This is a genomic window from Sphingobium sp. B8D3A (assembly GCF_025961995.1).
Lineage (GTDB): Bacteria > Pseudomonadota > Alphaproteobacteria > Sphingomonadales > Sphingomonadaceae > Sphingobium.
In genome coordinates this window covers 1,403,779-1,418,813 of record NZ_JAOQOS010000001.1, presented here as the reverse complement: position 1 = coordinate 1,418,813, position 15,035 = coordinate 1,403,779, and the positions used below count along the sequence as shown (strand labels likewise).

The following is a 15,035-nucleotide window of genomic DNA, read 5'->3' as shown; positions in this document are numbered from 1 at the left end:
GCATCCAATGTCTTTTCACCTGCCCTTTTCGCCGCTAGAAGCCCGGCGACGGCGCGAGTCCGGCCGGATCACAAGAGTTCACGCACTTATGCAGGCATCCCTGCGGCTGCTCGGCCACCGGAAGTTTCTGCCCCTGTTCGTCACTCAGTTCCTCGGGGCCTTCAACGATAATCTCTTCAAGACTGCGATGATCCTGTTCGCGACCTATGGCGTGTTTCAGGATCCACAGCAGGAATCGGCGTTCAACGCGGTCGCGACCGGGCTGTTCGTGCTGCCCTTCTTCCTGCTCTCGGCGCTCTCCGGCCAGCTTGCGGACAATATCGACAAGTCCAGGATCATCCGCACGGTCAAGCTCGCGGAAATCCTGATCATGACGGTCGGTGCGGCCGGCCTGCTGGTGAGCGCGCGGCACCCGATGACCGGCGTTGGCCTCATGCTGACCGCATTGCTGGCGATGGGCGTTCACTCGACCTTCTTCGGGCCGATCAAATATGCGATTCTCCCTCAGCATCTGGAGCAGGATCAGGTGCTCGGCGGGACGGGGCTCGTCGAAGCCGGCACCTATATCGCCATTCTGACCGGGACGATCGTCGCGGGCTGGATCAGCCCTACCGCCGCGGCGTGCGGCGTCCTCATCATCGCGATGATCGGCTACCTCTCGGGCCGCATGGTGCCGCCCGCCCCGCGCGTCGGGCCGCCGATCGACATGGATTACAATATCTTCCGGGCCTCCTGGCGCCTGATCTCGGCGACCATGCACATTCGCCGCCTGTTCCTGGCGATCATGTCGATCAGCTTCTTCTGGATGATCGCCACGGTGCTGGTCATCATCTTCCCGCCGCTGGTGAAGAACGAGTTCACCGCGACCAAGGAAGTGGCAAGCATGTTCCTCGCGATCTTCTCGATCGGCGTGGCGGTGGGCTCGGTGGCGGTCAACCGGCTGCTGGGCGGCGTCGTCTCCGCCCGTTACTCGCCCATCTCGGTGCTGATGATGGCCGGATTCATCTGGTTCTTTTCCTACGCATCCGGCGACTGGGTGCGCGCGCCTGCCGATACGCTTTATACGGTCCGCGATTTTCTCGCCGCGCCGCATAGCTGGCGCATCGTGATCGCGCTGTTCGGCATCGCGACGTTCGGCGGTATGTTCGTTGTGCCGCTCTACGCCTTCCTCACCACCACGGTGAGCAAGGACCAGACCGCGCGGACAGTCGCCGCCAACAATGTCGTCAACTCAGGCGCGATGGTCTTCGGTGCGCTCGTCATCATGGCCGCGACCAGCGCGGGCCTGAGCAACCGGGAAGCACTGCTCATCATGTGTGGCATGTGCGGCATCTGCGCCCTGCTGGCGCTGAAGCTTCACCGGGCGTGCGAAGCGGACCTGGCAGCCGCGCGGGAAGCCGGCGGCCGCTAAGTCCTCACACGATGAACGTGTAGGCGACCGTAAAGAACGCCGCGAAGCTCAGCACAAACAACTTCCAGTCCTTGTCTTCGTCCGGCGCGGGCCGGGCTTGCGACGTCGCGTCCGGCGCAGGCCGGAACACATGGCGGGGAAGCGACTGGCGAAACGGATGTCTCGCCTCTTCGTGAGTCAGAACGGGGGCGCGTCTCATAGTTAAGAACTGTTAACCATTCTGCCCCGATAGGGAAGCCTGGAAGATGGTTAACGCGTCCTGCGGCACCCAAGAGGGCAGGGTTGCGGTGAAATTTTACCGACTTCGCCTCCAACCGTCTCAAAAACGGACCCAGTTCCAAGATGATAAACTTTTCGTCAATTATATTTGGCCAACGTCCGGACACGAACCCTCGAACCGTCTCGCGCTCATTAATCCGGAGTTTCGCCCCGTCATGGTCAAGCAGAGCAAGTGGGCCACGCCCCTCCTCCTCACTCTTCTGACCACCGCCTGCGGAGGCGGTGGAGCGGGTGGCATCAATTCCACGCCGACGCCGACCCCGACACCGACGCCGACTCCCACGGCCACCCCGACACCAACGCCGGCCCCGACGCCGACCCCCACACCTACGCCGACGCCGACGCCCACGCCGACCCCCACCCCGACGCCGGCGCCCGCCCCCAGCCCGAACCCGATTGCCGGGCCGAATACGAGCCTGATGGGGCCGCTGCAGAGCCAGACCTTCACCAGCAATGGCGGCAATCTCTCCGGGCGCTTCTATGCCGATGAGCGACCGGTCGAGAACGGTCAGTCGGCCCGGGGCACGCTCTCGATCTCCTATAACGCCAGCACGCAGAGCTATTCCATCGCCACGGCCAACCGCAGCGCCACCTTCGCCCCAGCCGATCTGGTCGCATCCGGATCGCCGGCCTTCATCAGCTTCCAGAAGCTCGGCACGACCAGCGAGGCACTGACGCTGACACGGCCCGGCACATCGGGAGAACTGACCTATCGCTATGTCGGCGGCGGCGCATGGGAGCGCGCCACGGTCTCCGGTAACACCCTCGACTTCACCTATGATCCGTTCACTTATGGCATCCAGACGCCTGCCGGCCAGCTCCAGCCATCCGGCACCGGGCGTTATGCCGTGAGCCTCGTCGGTGCGCGGGCGATCGATTCTCCCTTTGCGGTCGCGGGGAGCGGCGCCCTGCAGATCGACTTCCAGAGCGGCGCCCTGACCAGCAGCGGCGTGCTGACCACGATCGACGTGGACACCGGCCTCATCAAGGGCATCGGCGCCTATTTCGGTGAGGCAGCGCTGACCAGCGGTACCACCGCCTTTTCCGGCAACTTCTTCATGGATGATGGCAAGCGCTTCAACGGCGGTTGGGACGGCCGCTTCTACGGCCCCAATGGCGACGAAGTTGGCGCGACCTGGTATCTCTACAGCGCCGATGGCGAGGTGACCGCCGGCTATATGCTGGGCCGGCAGGACAGCACGGTGGCCGGGCTGAACATGTCGCTCACCGCCCTGCAGTTCGACGACAGCTTCGAGCACCGGTTCAGCCAGCTCAGCCTGACCGATACGGGCAATGGAACCAGCGCGAACAATGCGGCGCTGCTCCGCTCCAACGGGCTGTTCACCTACAACGCCGCGCAAGGCAGCTACCGCTATCAGGATAGCGACCGGGGCATCGACACGACATTCGGTTCCGCCAGCCTGGACTCGGCGGCCTCCTCGAATGCTCTTGCAGTCTACAGGATCACCGGGGGCGACGGCTTGTCCTATACGCTCTCGCTCAACAAGGCCGGCGCAGGCAACACCGCCATTGCGCTCAGCTATGCGAGCTTCGGCCGGTGGGAGCGCGCGCAAGCACCGGGCAGCGACAGGCTCGACCGCTGGTTCGCCTGGGGCATCCGCACCAACGGCTTCCAGATCCCGACCGGCTCGGGCAGCTTCACCGGCATCATTCGCGGCACGGCGGCGCAGTTCGGCGGCGGCGCGACCTATGCGCTGAGCGGAACGAGCAACTTCGCCGTCAATTTCGGCGCCGGCACATTTACCGGCTCGCTCAACCCGATCGGCACGAGCAATTTCGACGGCAGCACCCGCAACTTCGGCACGTTCACCTTCGACCGCGGCGTCATGGACATCGACGCCGGACTGACGGCGGACGTTGTGAACGGCAGCAATGTCTATCTCGGCTTCTTCGAGGGGGCTCTCTACGGCCCGACGGCGACGGAGATCGGCGGCACCTTCGGCTTCCAGACCGCGCCGGGCGACAATAGCAGCACATATTATCTGAGCGGCGCGACGGTGGGCAAACGCACCAATTGATTTGTCCATAGCGCACCGGCAAGGGCCTGCCATGACATTGCGACGACTGAGCTGGCTGGGGCTGATCCCAGGCCTGTGCCTGCATGCCCCACTTGAAGCGCAGGCGCAGGCCCAGGCCCAACCTTCCGCCGGCAGCACGCCGACTGTTTCCGAAGACGCCCGGTCCATCTCCGGCCTCAATGCCGCGCAGCTGTTCGACCTCGCCGATCAGGCGCGCGTCGCAGGGCGGCTGGAGGATGCCGAGACGATCTATCGTGCGCTTGCCCGCGATCCCGAGCTCAAGGTCCGCTCCGAAGCGCGCTTTCGCCTGGGCATGATGCTCGATGAGCAGGGCCGGCAGACCGATGCCGCCCTCGCCTTCCGCTCTATCTTGGATGAGGAGCCGGGCGCAACCCGCGTGCGGCTGGAACTCGCGCGCGTGCTGGCGGCGATGGGCGATGAAAGCCGCGCCCGCCAGCAGTTGCGGCAGGCGCAAGCCAATGGCTTGCCGCCGGACGTGCAGCAGGTGGTGGATCGTTTCGCCGCCGCACTGCGCTCCAACCGGCGCTTCGGCGGCAATTTCGAGCTGGCCATGGCGCCGGACAGCAACATCAACCGCGCCACCGATGCCAAGGAGCTGGATACGGTCATCGCCCCGCTCACGCTGGATGAGGATGCGCGGGAGCAATCCGGCATTGGCCTGCGCCTCTCAGGGCAGGTCTATGCCCGTGTCGGGCTGGGCCAGGGACTGACGCTGGTACCGCGTCTCTCGGCTGACGGCACCTTCTATCGCGCCAGCCAGTTCAACGACCTCTCCGGCAGCGCCCTGCTGGGGCTGGAGTGGCAGCGGGGGCGCAGCCGCCTCATGCCTTCTGCCGGCGTCACTTGGCGCACTTATGGTGGCAAGGCTTATGCCCGCACGGAGACGGCCGATCTGCGGTGGACGCAGCGGATCGGGCGGCGCGCGCAAAGCGATGTCGGCTTTTCCTACGGCCAGTCGCATTACAACCGCAACGCCCTGCAGGATGGCGCGCTCTACAATCTGAGCGCCGGCATCGAGCGCGCGCTGTCTGCCCGCAGCGGCGTCGGCATTCAGCTGAGCGGCACGCGACAGACCGCGCGCGATCCCGGCTATGCGACCGCCTCGGGCGGGGCGACCTTGCTCGGCTGGCGGGACATGGGCCGAACGACCCTGTTCGCCAATGCCACGGTGCGGCGGCTCGAAGCCGATGCCCGGCTGGCTCTGTTCCCGGAGCGCCGCAAGGAGTGGTTTCTGCGCGGATCGGTCGGCGCGACCTTCCGGCAGATCGAGGTGGCAGGCTTCTCGCCGGTCGTACGGCTGGCCTATGAGCGCAATATCTCGACAGTCGGCATCTACGATTACCGGCGCACAACCGTGGATCTGGGCATCACCCGCGCCTTCTGACTCTGCCCCATGCGGTGGGGCGTGACGGCGCGCGGGAAAGGGTGTAACGGCTCGCCCATGCCTCGTTTGCTCGCCTCGATCCATGATGTGACGCCGCATTTTGAAAGCGAAGTCGATGCGCTGTTCGACCGTCTGAGCGGGCTGCTCGGTGGTCCGCGCCTCGCCATGCTGGTGGTGCCCGATTTCGAAGACAAGGCGCCGCTCGCCGGCAATGCCGCCTTTGCCGGCAAATTGCGCCGTTGGGCCGATGCCGGGGTGGAAATGTTCCTGCACGGCTGGTGCCACCGCGACGATGCCCGCGAAAAGGGCTTCATGCAGAAGCACATGACGGCCGGCGCCGGTGAGTTCGCGCAGCTCTCGCGGGAGGAAGCGCGTCGCCGGCTGGAGCGTGGTCGCCCGATCGTGGAGGACGCCATCGGCCGGCCCGTCACCGGGTTCATCGCCCCGGCCTGGCTCTACTCGCGGGACAGCCTGCAGGCGCTCGCCGATTGCGGCTTCCCGCTCGCCGAGGATCATCTCAAGGTCTGGCAGCCGGAAACGGGCCGCGTCGTCGCCAAGGGGCCGGTCATCACCTGGGCCAGCCGCACGAAGGTACGGATCGCCAGTTCGCTGATGGTCGCCGCCGCCGCCCGCGCCGCGCCCTGGGCATTGCCCAATGCTCGCATCGCGGTGCATCCGCCGGACACGACCGTACCCGCTTTGCTCGACAGCATCGACGCGACCTACAGCAAGTTCATGCGCACCCACACGCCCGCGCGCTATGCGGATCTTGCCGCCTGATGGCTGACGAGAGGCCGTTGTTCGTCCTGAGTGTGCTCCACAGCCTCGAACCGGGCGGGGTCGAGCGCGATCTGCTGCGCTTTACCAAGGCCTGGCGAGAGGCTGGGCTCGATGCCCGCATCGCGCTTGGCCGGTGGGAAGGTCGGCTGCAGGAAGAGGCACCCGACGTCCCCTATATCATCCCGCCCCCGGGCCGGCTCGCGCGGATCGAGACCGAGAGCCTGTGGATGATGCTCAAGCTGCCGGGCATTGTGCGGCGGTTGAAGCCCGATGTGCTGTTCTTCCCCAGCAACGGGCTGATGGCGGTGGCTGCGGTCACCCGGCTTGTCCTCGGCAAGAGCTGCCCGCCCATTGTGCTGCGCCCGAGCAACAGCCTCGACGAGCGCCACAGCAGCCCGCTGCGGCGGCGGCTGAGCCGGTTCATCATGCACAGCCACAGCCATATCTATGCGGCGGTTGTAGCGATGGCGCCGCCGGTCCGCGACGAAATCGAAACCGAAATGGGCGTCCCACCCGAGCGGATCGCCATCATTCACAATGCCTCGATGACGGCGGCGGTGGCGCAGCGTCTGGCCAGTCTGCGCGACAGCACGCCGCGCAATAACCCGGGCCGGCATTTCCTGGGCGTGGGGCGGCTGTTTCCGCAAAAGAACTTCGAGCTGCTGCTGGATGCGTTCGCGCGGATCGCGCAGCCGGACGACCGGCTGACGATTGTGGGCGAAGGCCCGCTCCGCGCCGCGCTGGAAGCCAAGGCGCAAGCGCTCGGCGTCGCCACGCAGCTTAGCCTTCCCGGCCATCACAACCCTGTCGACCCCTGGTTTGCGCAAGCCGATGCCTTCATCCTCTCCTCGGACTTCGAAGGCGTGCCCGCAGTGGTCGCGGAAGCGCTGGCCGCCGCGATCCCCATCGTCGCGACGGATTGCACCATCGCCATGCCGATGATGATGGAGGATGTGGGCACGCTGGTTCCAATCAAGGATGTCTCGGCTCTCGCCGCCGCCATGGATCGCGTGTGCGACCAGAAGCCGCAGATATCCGCCATGCGCGCGCGTGCATCCCTGTTCACGATGGAGGCGACGCTGGAGAAGTGGATCGCCCTCTTCCGCCGTGTCGCGGGGAAATAGACTTTGACCCCGGCCAGATTGTTGCTATCCGCAGCGCGGACGCGATCGGGCCTTATCAAGTAAGCAAACACACATGCAGACACCAGCCCCTGCTCCGTCGAGCGACGATCCTTCCAAAGACCCGATCCCGCTTCCTGTCCGCCAGACCTCGTGGTGGGTGTGGATCACCCCGGCGCTGTCCATTGCCATTCTTGCGGTTGTCATCTGGCAGTTCCGCTCGTTCCGCCTTGACGATCTGTTGCAGACCATCCCGGCCAATCCTTTGTTCTGGGTCGCCTTTTTCGGCTATTATTTCACGGGCCTGGCCTTTGATTTCATCATCTTCCGCTGGCTTTGGCATATTCCGGGCGAAGGCCTCATCGCCCTTGCGCGCAAGAACGTCACCAACGAGCTGATCGTCGATTATCTCGGCGAGGCCTATTTCTACAGTTGGGCCCGCAAGAAGATCAAAATGGAGGGTTCGCCCTTCGGCGCCGTCAAGGACGTCGCGATCCTCTCCGCTGTGGTGTCCAACATCTTCACGCTCGCGATGATGGCCTTGGTCTATCCTTATGCGAAGAGCCTGAACCTCGGCATCACCAGTTCCGCCCTGGCCGCATCGGTCGGCGTCATCATGGTCGTCTCCCTGCTGGTCTTCGTGTTCAGCAAGCGCATCTTCAGCCTGACGCGGACGCAACTCTGGGCCATTTCCGGCCTGCATTTCGCGCGACTGCTGGTCGGCAACGTCCTGCTGGCCGTGGTGTGGAGCCTCGCCCTGCCCGACGTGGCGCTGGGCTGGTGGCTGGTGCTGGCCACGGTGCGGATGCTGCTCTCGCGCCTGCCGCTGATCAGCAACAAGGACATCATCTTCGCGGCGGTCGCCGTGTTCGCGGTCGGGCAGGACAGCGAGATCCACATTCTCATCGCGCTCATCACCACCCTTATCCTGCTGACCCATCTCGTCATCGGTGCGGTGCTGGCCATCGGTGATCTCGCCACGATCAGGGTTGGCAGAAAAGAAAAGCGGGCCTGATGGCAGGATCGCGCGACAAGGTGGACGCCATGTGCGCCCGCGCCGGGTGACATCCATGCGCATTGTGGATGTCGCCGCCTTCTACACGCCCTATGGCGGCGGCGTAAAAACCTACATCGATCGCAAGCTTCTCGCCGGACCCGCGGCGGGACATGAAGTGGTGGTGATCGCCCCAGGGCCGGGTTTCCGCGTTGAGGATCATGGCCCCAACGCGCGGATCATCTACCTGGAAAACCCTCAATTTCCGCTGGACCGGCGTTACCATTATTTCCGCGACGTCGACACGTTGCACGATACGCTGAGCCAACTCGAACCCGACGTCGTCGAATGCTCCTCGCCCTGGCGCAGCGCCCGCTTTGTTGGCGAGTGGCCAGGCAAAGCACCGCGGGCGCTGGTGATGCATGCCGATCCCATGTCGGCTTATGCCTATCGCTGGTTCGATCCTTTCCTGCCTCGTCCGGCCATTGACCGCGCTTTCGGCATGTTCTGGCGTCACCTCAAGCGGATGGACCAGCTGTTCGACGGCTCGATCACGACTGGCGAAGACCAGACCAATCGCCTGCTGGCGGGTGGGATGAAACGGGTCGTGACCAATCCCATGGGCGTCCAGCCAGGCATTTTCTCTCCGGACTTTCGAGATGAAGAGTTGCGCGCGCGCCTCCTTGCGCGCTGCGACCTGCCGCCCGAAGCAACGCTGCTGCTGGGGGCTGGGCGGCACGGCCCGGAGAAGCGCTGGCCTATGGTGATCCAGGCCGTGACCATGGCGGGGAACAAGGCGCCGGTCGGCCTCGTGATTGCCGGCGATGGGCGCGATCGCGCGCGTGTGGCCCGCGCCGCCGCGCAAATCCCGCACGTCCATCTGCTCTCACCAATCTCGGACAGGCAGGCAGTCGCGCGTCTTTTCGCCAGCTGCGATGCTCTGATCCATGGCTGCGAGGCGGAGGTGTTCTGCACCGTCGGCGGTGAGGCGCGTGCGGCCGGCCTGCCCCTCATCATGCCGGATCGTGGTGGCGCGGCGGATCACGCCCGCTTGTGCGAAGGGTGGCTGTACAAGTCAGCCGATCCAACAGCCGCAGCCAAGGCGATCCTGGACTTTATTGCAACGCCCAAGGAAGAGGTGCGCGCCAAAGCCCTCCATTATGCGCAACATGTGCGCACCATCGACGAGCATTTTGCCGATCTATTCGCTTATTATCAGCAGCTCGTCGACAATCCCGTCGTGCGACGGACAGGCACGCTGGCAGCCTGACACGCGAGGGCGGCTAGGCCAGCCCTCCCCTTTCCGCTACTTCTTGAGCGGGCCAAAGCAGACCAGACTGCGACGATATTGCATAGTGACGTTGATCGTGGTCGGGCCATTGCCCACGGTCGCCCGTGCATCGCGGCCCTTGGGCTGGCCCCAGCACAGCTTGGGATCACCCGGAAAAGCGACGCCATCCACCGACAGGCCGAGCTTGCGGTTGGAATCGCGGTCATGCAGCAGGCTCAGCGTGTAGGTGCCCGCGCTCGGCGCGCGGATGCAGAGCACCACCGGGCCGCTGGCCGGCACCTTCATCTCGACGCGACGGAAGGGCTTGCCGGCCATGAGCAGGACATTGTCGTCGGCGAGGAAATCCTCGTCGCTATTGGGATAGAGCTCGACGCGGACCAGACCCTGACGGTCCTTCAACCCGTTGATGTTGATCATATAGGCCGGGCCGCTTTCATTCGCGCGGCAGCGCCCTTCGGCCATCCCCAGCGTGGGGCTGGACGGGATATATTGCGGCGATCCTGCGGCCGCCGCCGCGGCAAGCAACACACTCAGTGTCATCAGCACTCATTCTCCTGCACCGGGCAGACCCCGCACCGCATGGCGCGCGATCCGCACTGGCTCAAACTACCAAAGGCCCGGCTCAAAGCCGGTACCGACAAGGGCGCAGAGGCCCGTTGCGACAAGCTGAAAGCCTATCTGCATGACATCATCCGGCTCGGCAATGCCTGACTGGCACGGACAGTTACAGCGTCAGCGCGTCCGTGAACCGTTACAATGCCGCGCCGACCTGAAAGATCCATGGCATGATGCGCCTGAACACAGGATGGATCGGCCGTCGCGTGCCCCTTGAGGGGAGCGGCTACCGGATGCTGCGCTTGATGGTCAGATATGCGACCATGTGGCTCTCGCGATGCCGCAGCTCGCGCTCATAGGGCATCAGCGAGCGTCGGTCCGGATCGTAGAACTCGCGCACGCGCCGCTTGCCGCCATCCAGCAGGTTTTCGCTGCCGAGCGTCACCGTCCAACGGGAATTCGGGCGATATTCGACAAAGGCGGCGACATTGGGCGCGATTCCTCGGTTGAAGTCCACCTCGTCGATCCGATAGCTGTCCGACCCGCTATTGCCGGTCATGCTCGTGCCCCAGGCGAAGCGGCCCAGATCCTGCCGGAAGCGCGCCTCGTAGTAGAAGGGCGCATAGCCGGAAAAGGGGCGGTAGCGCAGGGTGTACGGATCCCGCACGGAGGTATCGATGTAGGAGCCATAAAGGGTGAGCCGCCCGCCTTTGACGCCCAGCCGGGAGAGCGGCAGATCGATATTTGCCGCCGCGCTGAACTGGGTGCCGTCGCCCAGATTGCCCGGTGCATCAAAGCCCTCCGGCGTCGGCACGCGGTCCTGAACCTTTGCGATGAAATCATAGCCCAGATCGAGCGTGATCCGCCCGTCGCCCGGCAAGGCGCGATCAACGCTCAGCTTGAACTCCCAGGCCCGCTGCGGGAGGAGATCGGGATTGCCACTGTTTACCCGGTCCGCAGAAAGCTCCGCGGCGCTGACGAAATCTTCGAAATCGAGCTGGGCCACGGTCCGTTCGGCGCTGATCTGGCTGTGCCAGGCGCCGTGACGCCAATCCAGCGCGACCTTGGGCTTGACGAAATCGAGAGTCCGACGGGCGCTGACATCGCCCCTTACGCTGAGGCGCGAGCGTTCATAGGTAATGCCCAAATCAATCCGCAGTCGGGATGACAGCGGCCGGCCCGCATTGGCGAAGGCCTCGCCGCGATCCTCGGTTACCACGGCATGGCTGACGGGTAGATCATAAACCGTGACGGCCCCATCGGGATCGACGAAAAACAGATCCACTTGGCCATCCAGCCGAGTGCGGACGCCTTCCACGCCTGTCTCGACCGTCCAGCCCGAGAATGCCGTGCCATTCCAGCTCAGGCGCGCCAGCGTCTCGTCCCGCCAGTCATGCTGGTTCTGAAAGAGGCCGCCCAGATCGTCTCCTGCCAGACTGGCCTCGGTGGCCTGATCGCGCAGGCTGCGATATCGCCGGGAGGCCAGACCGAGCAGCTTGATGCCGCCCGAACCGAGCGGGCGAGTGATGTCGCCGCTGACTTCCATGGTGCGGGTAAACCAACGCTGCACAAGGGCGTCGTTGCGCTCGGATCCGTCAGCAGATTGCACGACGCTGCTTTGCGTCAGGTCATCATAATTGAGGTTGAGATTGGCGCTAAGATTGACCGTGCGATGCTCCCCCTCGTTCAGCGTCCACCGCACAGAGCCGGAGGGCTGGGGATTGCGGAAGCGGCTGAACTTCTCGCGATACTCCTGCTCGGCCCCGCCGGGCAGCGCGACCAGCTGGTCGAACCCCTCCTCCGATGTCGCAGCATTTTTTACGGCGAGTGCGACGTTGAAGGTCGATGCGCCCCGATTCCACAGCGCGGAGATGCTTCCTTCAGGAAGGATCGCGCCGCGATATTCCCGGCGCAAGGTCGCCTCGGCTGTCGCTGCAAGCCCGCCCTCCTGCGACAGCACGACATTGGCGACCAGCGCGCGACCGGCATAGTCCGTCCCGAACCGATCGCCCGAGGCAAGTTCGATGCGGACGACGCGGGCGGCGGGTATGCGCGAGAGCAGCGTGCCGAGCGTCTCGCTCTTGGCATTGGGCCGTCGGCCATTGATCACGACATTGCCTGCCGCCTGCCGAAAACCGCGAATCTCGGCATCGCCCTCGTCCAGCGTGAAGCCGGGCACCAGGGAGATCATCTCCAGCGCATTGCTGGGTGCGGAGGGGCTAAAAAAAGCGGCCTCGTAAACGGAGCCGCGCGATTGGTCTGCAGGCTGCCCCTGTGCCGCCGCTGGCACAGCTGCACCGGCCAGACACGCATATCCAAAGATCAGCCACTTGCGGCGTGACAAACCAGATCCCCCAAGGCGATACCCACACCGGCTCTCGGGAAGCCGACCGGCCTGCTCGCTCCCACAGGCCAAGTCCCTCATTATGGTTAACAATTCCTCATGTCATGGCCCGAAGATGCACCTTGCCAAGAAAGCATGAAGGATGTGGCAATCAGATCATAGCATGCTAAGTACTTTGCGCGTTAAGCGGCAAGGCCCAGCTCTTTATCGGTCGCGGGGCGTCCCCATTTGTCCCGGGGAGGCATGGGGCGGTTGCGCCAGTCGAAATCCGGGGAGAAGCTGGAAATGGCGCGCCCATCGGGTATGCGACCGTTGCCGCCGCCCTGGCTGTAATCATAATAGAGCTTGATCAGCTCTTCATGGCTGCGGTGCTGGGCGGCCGGATGCGCGACGCAGGCTGCGCGCCAGCGCAACACCCGGTCGAACTGGGCGGGCACCGCATAATCTTCGTAATATTCGAGGAACCACAGCCGCTTGAACATCGGCGTGAAGGCGACCTCCGCCCAGCCGAAGCGATCCTCGAACAGAAAGTCCGCGCCGGTGGCGTAGCGGCGCAGGAAAGCATCCACCTTGCCGAACTCCGCGTCCACAGCCGCGCGCATTTCCTCGCGCTTGTCGGCATCGCGGTTGAGGATCATGCGGTAACCCGCGCCCGAGAACGGGCCGGACAGCTCCGCCAGCATTCCCTCGACGGCGTGGCGGAACGGGTCGGGATGCGCGACGGCAGGCTGCGGGTATCGCTGCTCAAGATAGCGCAGGATGACCATGCTCTCCTTGAGGCTCTCGCCATTCTCCACATCGAGCAGCGGCAGCGCCGTAGTGCCGCCGCTCTTGGCCAGCAGCCAGTCCGGGCGCGGCTTGGAGATGTCGATCTCGACATCCTTCAGCGCCACGCCCTTGAGCGACATCATGATCTCGATGCGCTCCGAGAAGGGGCAGCCGGGAATGTGGTAGATAGTGAGATCCTGCGTCATTGCCCGGTCCGCCTCTTATCGTTGATGTATGACCGCCGCCCGGTTCAGGCGGCGGGCTGCGGCTTGGCCTTGAGCAGATCCTCGCTCTTGGCCTTCTCGAACATCGCCTTGATCGCCGGACGCTCGTTGATGCGCGCCAGCCAGGCGCACAGGCCGGGCGTCTTCTGCTCGTTTACATAGTCGCCGAAAAAGCCGCCGGGGCGCTGCAGGCCATTGGCAATGGCGAAGTTGCAGATGTCTGCAAGGCTAAAGCCGCTGTCGACCAGATAGTCCTGCTTGGAGAGCGTCTCTTCCAGCCGCTGGACCGACACGCCGACCTTGCGGAATTCCTCGTCCAGCATCTCCTGAGGGAACCCGTTGCGGGCGCGGCGCCACTTCACCTGCTGCTCGGGGATCGTCACTTTGTTGGTGACATGATCCTCGAACTCCTCATCGGTCATCTTCTGCGCGATGGCCTTGATGCCGAATGCCCAGCCGATGGTGGAGACGCACCAGCAGAAATACTCGTCCACCCATTTGGTCCACACGCGCATTTCCGCGCGCTTGAACGGATCGGCGGGGCGCAGCGATGTGCCGGCTTCCGGAAACACGTCTTCAAGATATTCGCAGATTACGGTGGATTCGGTGACGACCTGACCATCATGCCAGAGCGCCGGCACCTGGCCCCGCGGATTGATCTTCTTGAACCAGTCCGAATGCTGCTCGAACTTGGCCGGGTCCACGAACACCGGCTCGAATTCGAGGCCCTTCTCATAGAGCGTTGCGAGCGGCTTGAGCGAATTGGCGCCGGGGCCAAAGCTGTACAATTTGAGGGTCATGTCTCTCTCCGATAGTTCTTAGCGCGACCATGGCTCCGCATGGCGCCCCAGCGCAATTCGATCGCGCAATGCGATTATTCGCCCTTCTTGCCATCGGCGAAGACGCGCGTGCGGTCGCGACCCCAGTTGATCAACGCCTCGGTGCGCAGACGCGCGCCCTCCGGGTCGCTCTCGATCGGCGCGACGGACTCGATGATCGCCTGGAAATGTTTCTCCAGCCCCTCGCGCACTTCCGGATAGGGAATGATGTAGAGCGCGTTTTCTTGAATGCCCCTCATGATCGCCTCGCCCAGCTTCTCGGGATCGAGCCCATGCTGGTGGATCGAGTGCAGGGAGGCGATGGAATCGTCATTCTCGACATAGCCGCTCGAACCAAACTTCTCAGGACGCAGGCGGCTCGCCTCGGCGATGTTGGAGCGGATATTGGCCGGCGTGCAGACCGAGACGCCAATATCATATTGCGCCAGACTCTGCCGGTAGCCTTCCATCAGGTTGATGCTTGCCGCCTTTGCCGCCGAATATGGGCCGGCCAGCGCGCTGCCCATGAACCCGCCGAGCGAGGACACTGTCACGATATGCCCCGGCACGCCGGCCGCGATCATGCGCGGGACGAAGGTGACCATGCCATTGATGACGCCGCCCAGGTTGACGCCGACAATCCAGTCAAAGTCATCATAGGTCGTCTTCTCGATCGGCCCGAAGCTGTTGACGCCAGCGGTGTTGGACAGGATCGTCGGCGCGCGACCGAAAACGGATTCGACCTCGTCCGCAGCCTTCGCATAGGCGTCGCGGTCCATGATATCGAGCTTGATGCCGTGGGCGCGGACGCCCTCTGCCCGCAGCTTCTCAAGGGCGGCGTCGATTGCTTCCGCGCGCACATCGGCAATGACAATCTCGGCGCCCGCCCGTCCGAACACGGTTGCCTGGCCGAAGCCGGCACCCGAGGCACCACCGGTGATGAAAGCCAGTTGGCCCTTTAAATCCTTCATGCAATCCACTCCTCGCTCCGGTCATCCGACGGGAG

14 protein-coding genes are annotated in these 15,035 nt (G+C 64.3%); 8 read left to right on the top strand and 6 right to left on the bottom strand.

Features of this window, described 5'->3' with window-relative positions:
- The first annotated feature begins 88 nt into the window (after positions 1 to 88).
- Entirely contained in the window at positions 89 to 1,411 is a 1,323-nt protein-coding gene (locus M2342_RS06575) for an MFS transporter (RefSeq protein ID WP_264570830.1), read from the top strand.
- Positions 1,412 to 1,415: 4 nt separating this feature from the next.
- Here the strand turns inward: M2342_RS06575 and M2342_RS06570 are convergent, their stop codons facing one another.
- Entirely contained in the window at positions 1,416 to 1,610 is a 195-nt protein-coding gene (locus M2342_RS06570) for a hypothetical protein (protein WP_181560155.1), read from the bottom strand.
- A gap of 235 nt (positions 1,611 to 1,845) precedes the next feature.
- Between M2342_RS06570 and M2342_RS06565 the strand changes: the two genes are divergently transcribed.
- The 6 genes from M2342_RS06565 to M2342_RS06540 all read left to right on the top strand — a co-directional run bounded on the left by M2342_RS06565 (position 1,846) and on the right by M2342_RS06540 (position 9,299).
- Positions 1,846 to 3,729, top strand: coding sequence for a transferrin-binding protein-like solute binding protein (locus tag M2342_RS06565; RefSeq protein ID WP_264578495.1), 1,884 nt, complete (start codon positions 1,846 to 1,848; stop codon positions 3,727 to 3,729).
- A 31-nt stretch (positions 3,730 to 3,760) separates the two neighbouring features.
- Complete coding sequence (locus tag M2342_RS06560) at positions 3,761 to 5,134, top strand: surface lipoprotein assembly modifier (RefSeq protein ID WP_264578494.1); 1,374 nt, start codon at positions 3,761 to 3,763, stop codon at positions 5,132 to 5,134.
- A gap of 57 nt (positions 5,135 to 5,191) precedes the next feature.
- On the top strand, positions 5,192 to 5,914 hold the full coding sequence (locus M2342_RS06555; RefSeq protein WP_264570833.1) for a DUF2334 domain-containing protein: 723 nt from the start codon (positions 5,192 to 5,194) through the stop codon (positions 5,912 to 5,914).
- Positions 5,914 to 7,038 carry a glycosyltransferase gene (locus M2342_RS06550; RefSeq protein ID WP_264578493.1) on the top strand — a complete coding sequence of 375 codons (1,125 nt, stop codon included), beginning with the start codon at positions 5,914 to 5,916 and terminating at the stop codon, positions 7,036 to 7,038. The genes M2342_RS06555 and M2342_RS06550 overlap by 1 nt, the downstream gene beginning before the upstream one ends.
- A gap of 73 nt (positions 7,039 to 7,111) precedes the next feature.
- Positions 7,112 to 8,050 carry a hypothetical protein gene (locus M2342_RS06545; protein WP_264570835.1) on the top strand — a complete coding sequence of 313 codons (939 nt, stop codon included), beginning with the start codon at positions 7,112 to 7,114 and terminating at the stop codon, positions 8,048 to 8,050.
- A gap of 55 nt (positions 8,051 to 8,105) precedes the next feature.
- Positions 8,106 to 9,299 carry a glycosyltransferase gene (locus M2342_RS06540; RefSeq protein ID WP_264570836.1) on the top strand — a complete coding sequence of 398 codons (1,194 nt, stop codon included), beginning with the start codon at positions 8,106 to 8,108 and terminating at the stop codon, positions 9,297 to 9,299.
- A 36-nt stretch (positions 9,300 to 9,335) separates the two neighbouring features.
- Here M2342_RS06540 and M2342_RS06535 read toward each other — a convergent pair whose 3' ends face one another.
- A complete protein-coding gene (locus M2342_RS06535) occupies positions 9,336 to 9,860 on the bottom strand; it encodes a DUF2141 domain-containing protein (RefSeq protein WP_264578492.1) in 525 nt (174 codons plus the stop codon).
- Between the two features lie 39 nt (positions 9,861 to 9,899).
- On the opposite strand from M2342_RS06535, the gene M2342_RS06530 reads away from it, so the two are divergent.
- The gene (locus M2342_RS06530) at positions 9,900 to 10,031 is read left to right on the top strand and encodes a hypothetical protein (protein ID WP_264573236.1); all 132 of its coding nucleotides are present in this window, start codon (positions 9,900 to 9,902) and stop codon (positions 10,029 to 10,031) included.
- A 130-nt stretch (positions 10,032 to 10,161) separates the two neighbouring features.
- Here the strand turns inward: M2342_RS06530 and M2342_RS06525 are convergent, their stop codons facing one another.
- From M2342_RS06525 to M2342_RS06510, 4 genes are all read right to left on the bottom strand, one after another.
- Entirely contained in the window at positions 10,162 to 12,066 is a 1,905-nt protein-coding gene (locus M2342_RS06525; RefSeq protein ID WP_264578491.1) for a TonB-dependent receptor, read from the bottom strand.
- 335 nt (positions 12,067 to 12,401) lie between these two features.
- Positions 12,402 to 13,193, bottom strand: coding sequence for a glutathione S-transferase family protein (locus tag M2342_RS06520; protein WP_264578490.1), 792 nt, complete (start codon positions 13,191 to 13,193; stop codon positions 12,402 to 12,404).
- A gap of 44 nt (positions 13,194 to 13,237) precedes the next feature.
- Complete coding sequence (locus M2342_RS06515; RefSeq protein WP_264575395.1) at positions 13,238 to 14,011, bottom strand: glutathione S-transferase family protein; 774 nt, start codon at positions 14,009 to 14,011, stop codon at positions 13,238 to 13,240.
- A gap of 74 nt (positions 14,012 to 14,085) precedes the next feature.
- The gene (locus tag M2342_RS06510; protein WP_264578489.1) at positions 14,086 to 15,000 is read right to left on the bottom strand and encodes an SDR family NAD(P)-dependent oxidoreductase; all 915 of its coding nucleotides are present in this window, start codon (positions 14,998 to 15,000) and stop codon (positions 14,086 to 14,088) included.
- Between the last annotated feature and the right edge of the window lie 35 nt (positions 15,001 to 15,035).

Excerpts from the sequence above, each read along its gene's own strand:
- M2342_RS06575 (WP_264570830.1), top strand. The coding sequence starts at position 89 with ATGCAGGCATCCCTGCGGCTGCTCGGCCACCGGAAGTTTCTGCCCCTG.
- M2342_RS06570 (WP_181560155.1), bottom strand. The coding sequence starts at position 1,610 with ATGAGACGCGCCCCCGTTCTGACTCACGAAGAGGCGAGACATCCGTTT.
- M2342_RS06565 (WP_264578495.1), top strand. The coding sequence starts at position 1,846 with ATGGTCAAGCAGAGCAAGTGGGCCACGCCCCTCCTCCTCACTCTTCTG.
- M2342_RS06560 (WP_264578494.1), top strand. The coding sequence starts at position 3,761 with ATGACATTGCGACGACTGAGCTGGCTGGGGCTGATCCCAGGCCTGTGC.
- M2342_RS06555 (WP_264570833.1), top strand. The coding sequence starts at position 5,192 with ATGCCTCGTTTGCTCGCCTCGATCCATGATGTGACGCCGCATTTTGAA.
- M2342_RS06550 (WP_264578493.1), top strand. The coding sequence starts at position 5,914 with ATGGCTGACGAGAGGCCGTTGTTCGTCCTGAGTGTGCTCCACAGCCTC.
- M2342_RS06545 (WP_264570835.1), top strand. The coding sequence starts at position 7,112 with ATGCAGACACCAGCCCCTGCTCCGTCGAGCGACGATCCTTCCAAAGAC.
- M2342_RS06540 (WP_264570836.1), top strand. The coding sequence starts at position 8,106 with ATGCGCATTGTGGATGTCGCCGCCTTCTACACGCCCTATGGCGGCGGC.
- M2342_RS06535 (WP_264578492.1), bottom strand. The coding sequence starts at position 9,860 with ATGACACTGAGTGTGTTGCTTGCCGCGGCGGCGGCCGCAGGATCGCCG.
- M2342_RS06530 (WP_264573236.1), top strand. The coding sequence starts at position 9,900 with ATGGCGCGCGATCCGCACTGGCTCAAACTACCAAAGGCCCGGCTCAAA.
- M2342_RS06525 (WP_264578491.1), bottom strand. The coding sequence starts at position 12,066 with ATGATCTCCCTGGTGCCCGGCTTCACGCTGGACGAGGGCGATGCCGAG.
- M2342_RS06520 (WP_264578490.1), bottom strand. The coding sequence starts at position 13,193 with ATGACGCAGGATCTCACTATCTACCACATTCCCGGCTGCCCCTTCTCG.
- M2342_RS06515 (WP_264575395.1), bottom strand. The coding sequence starts at position 14,011 with ATGACCCTCAAATTGTACAGCTTTGGCCCCGGCGCCAATTCGCTCAAG.
- M2342_RS06510 (WP_264578489.1), bottom strand. The coding sequence starts at position 15,000 with ATGAAGGATTTAAAGGGCCAACTGGCTTTCATCACCGGTGGTGCCTCG.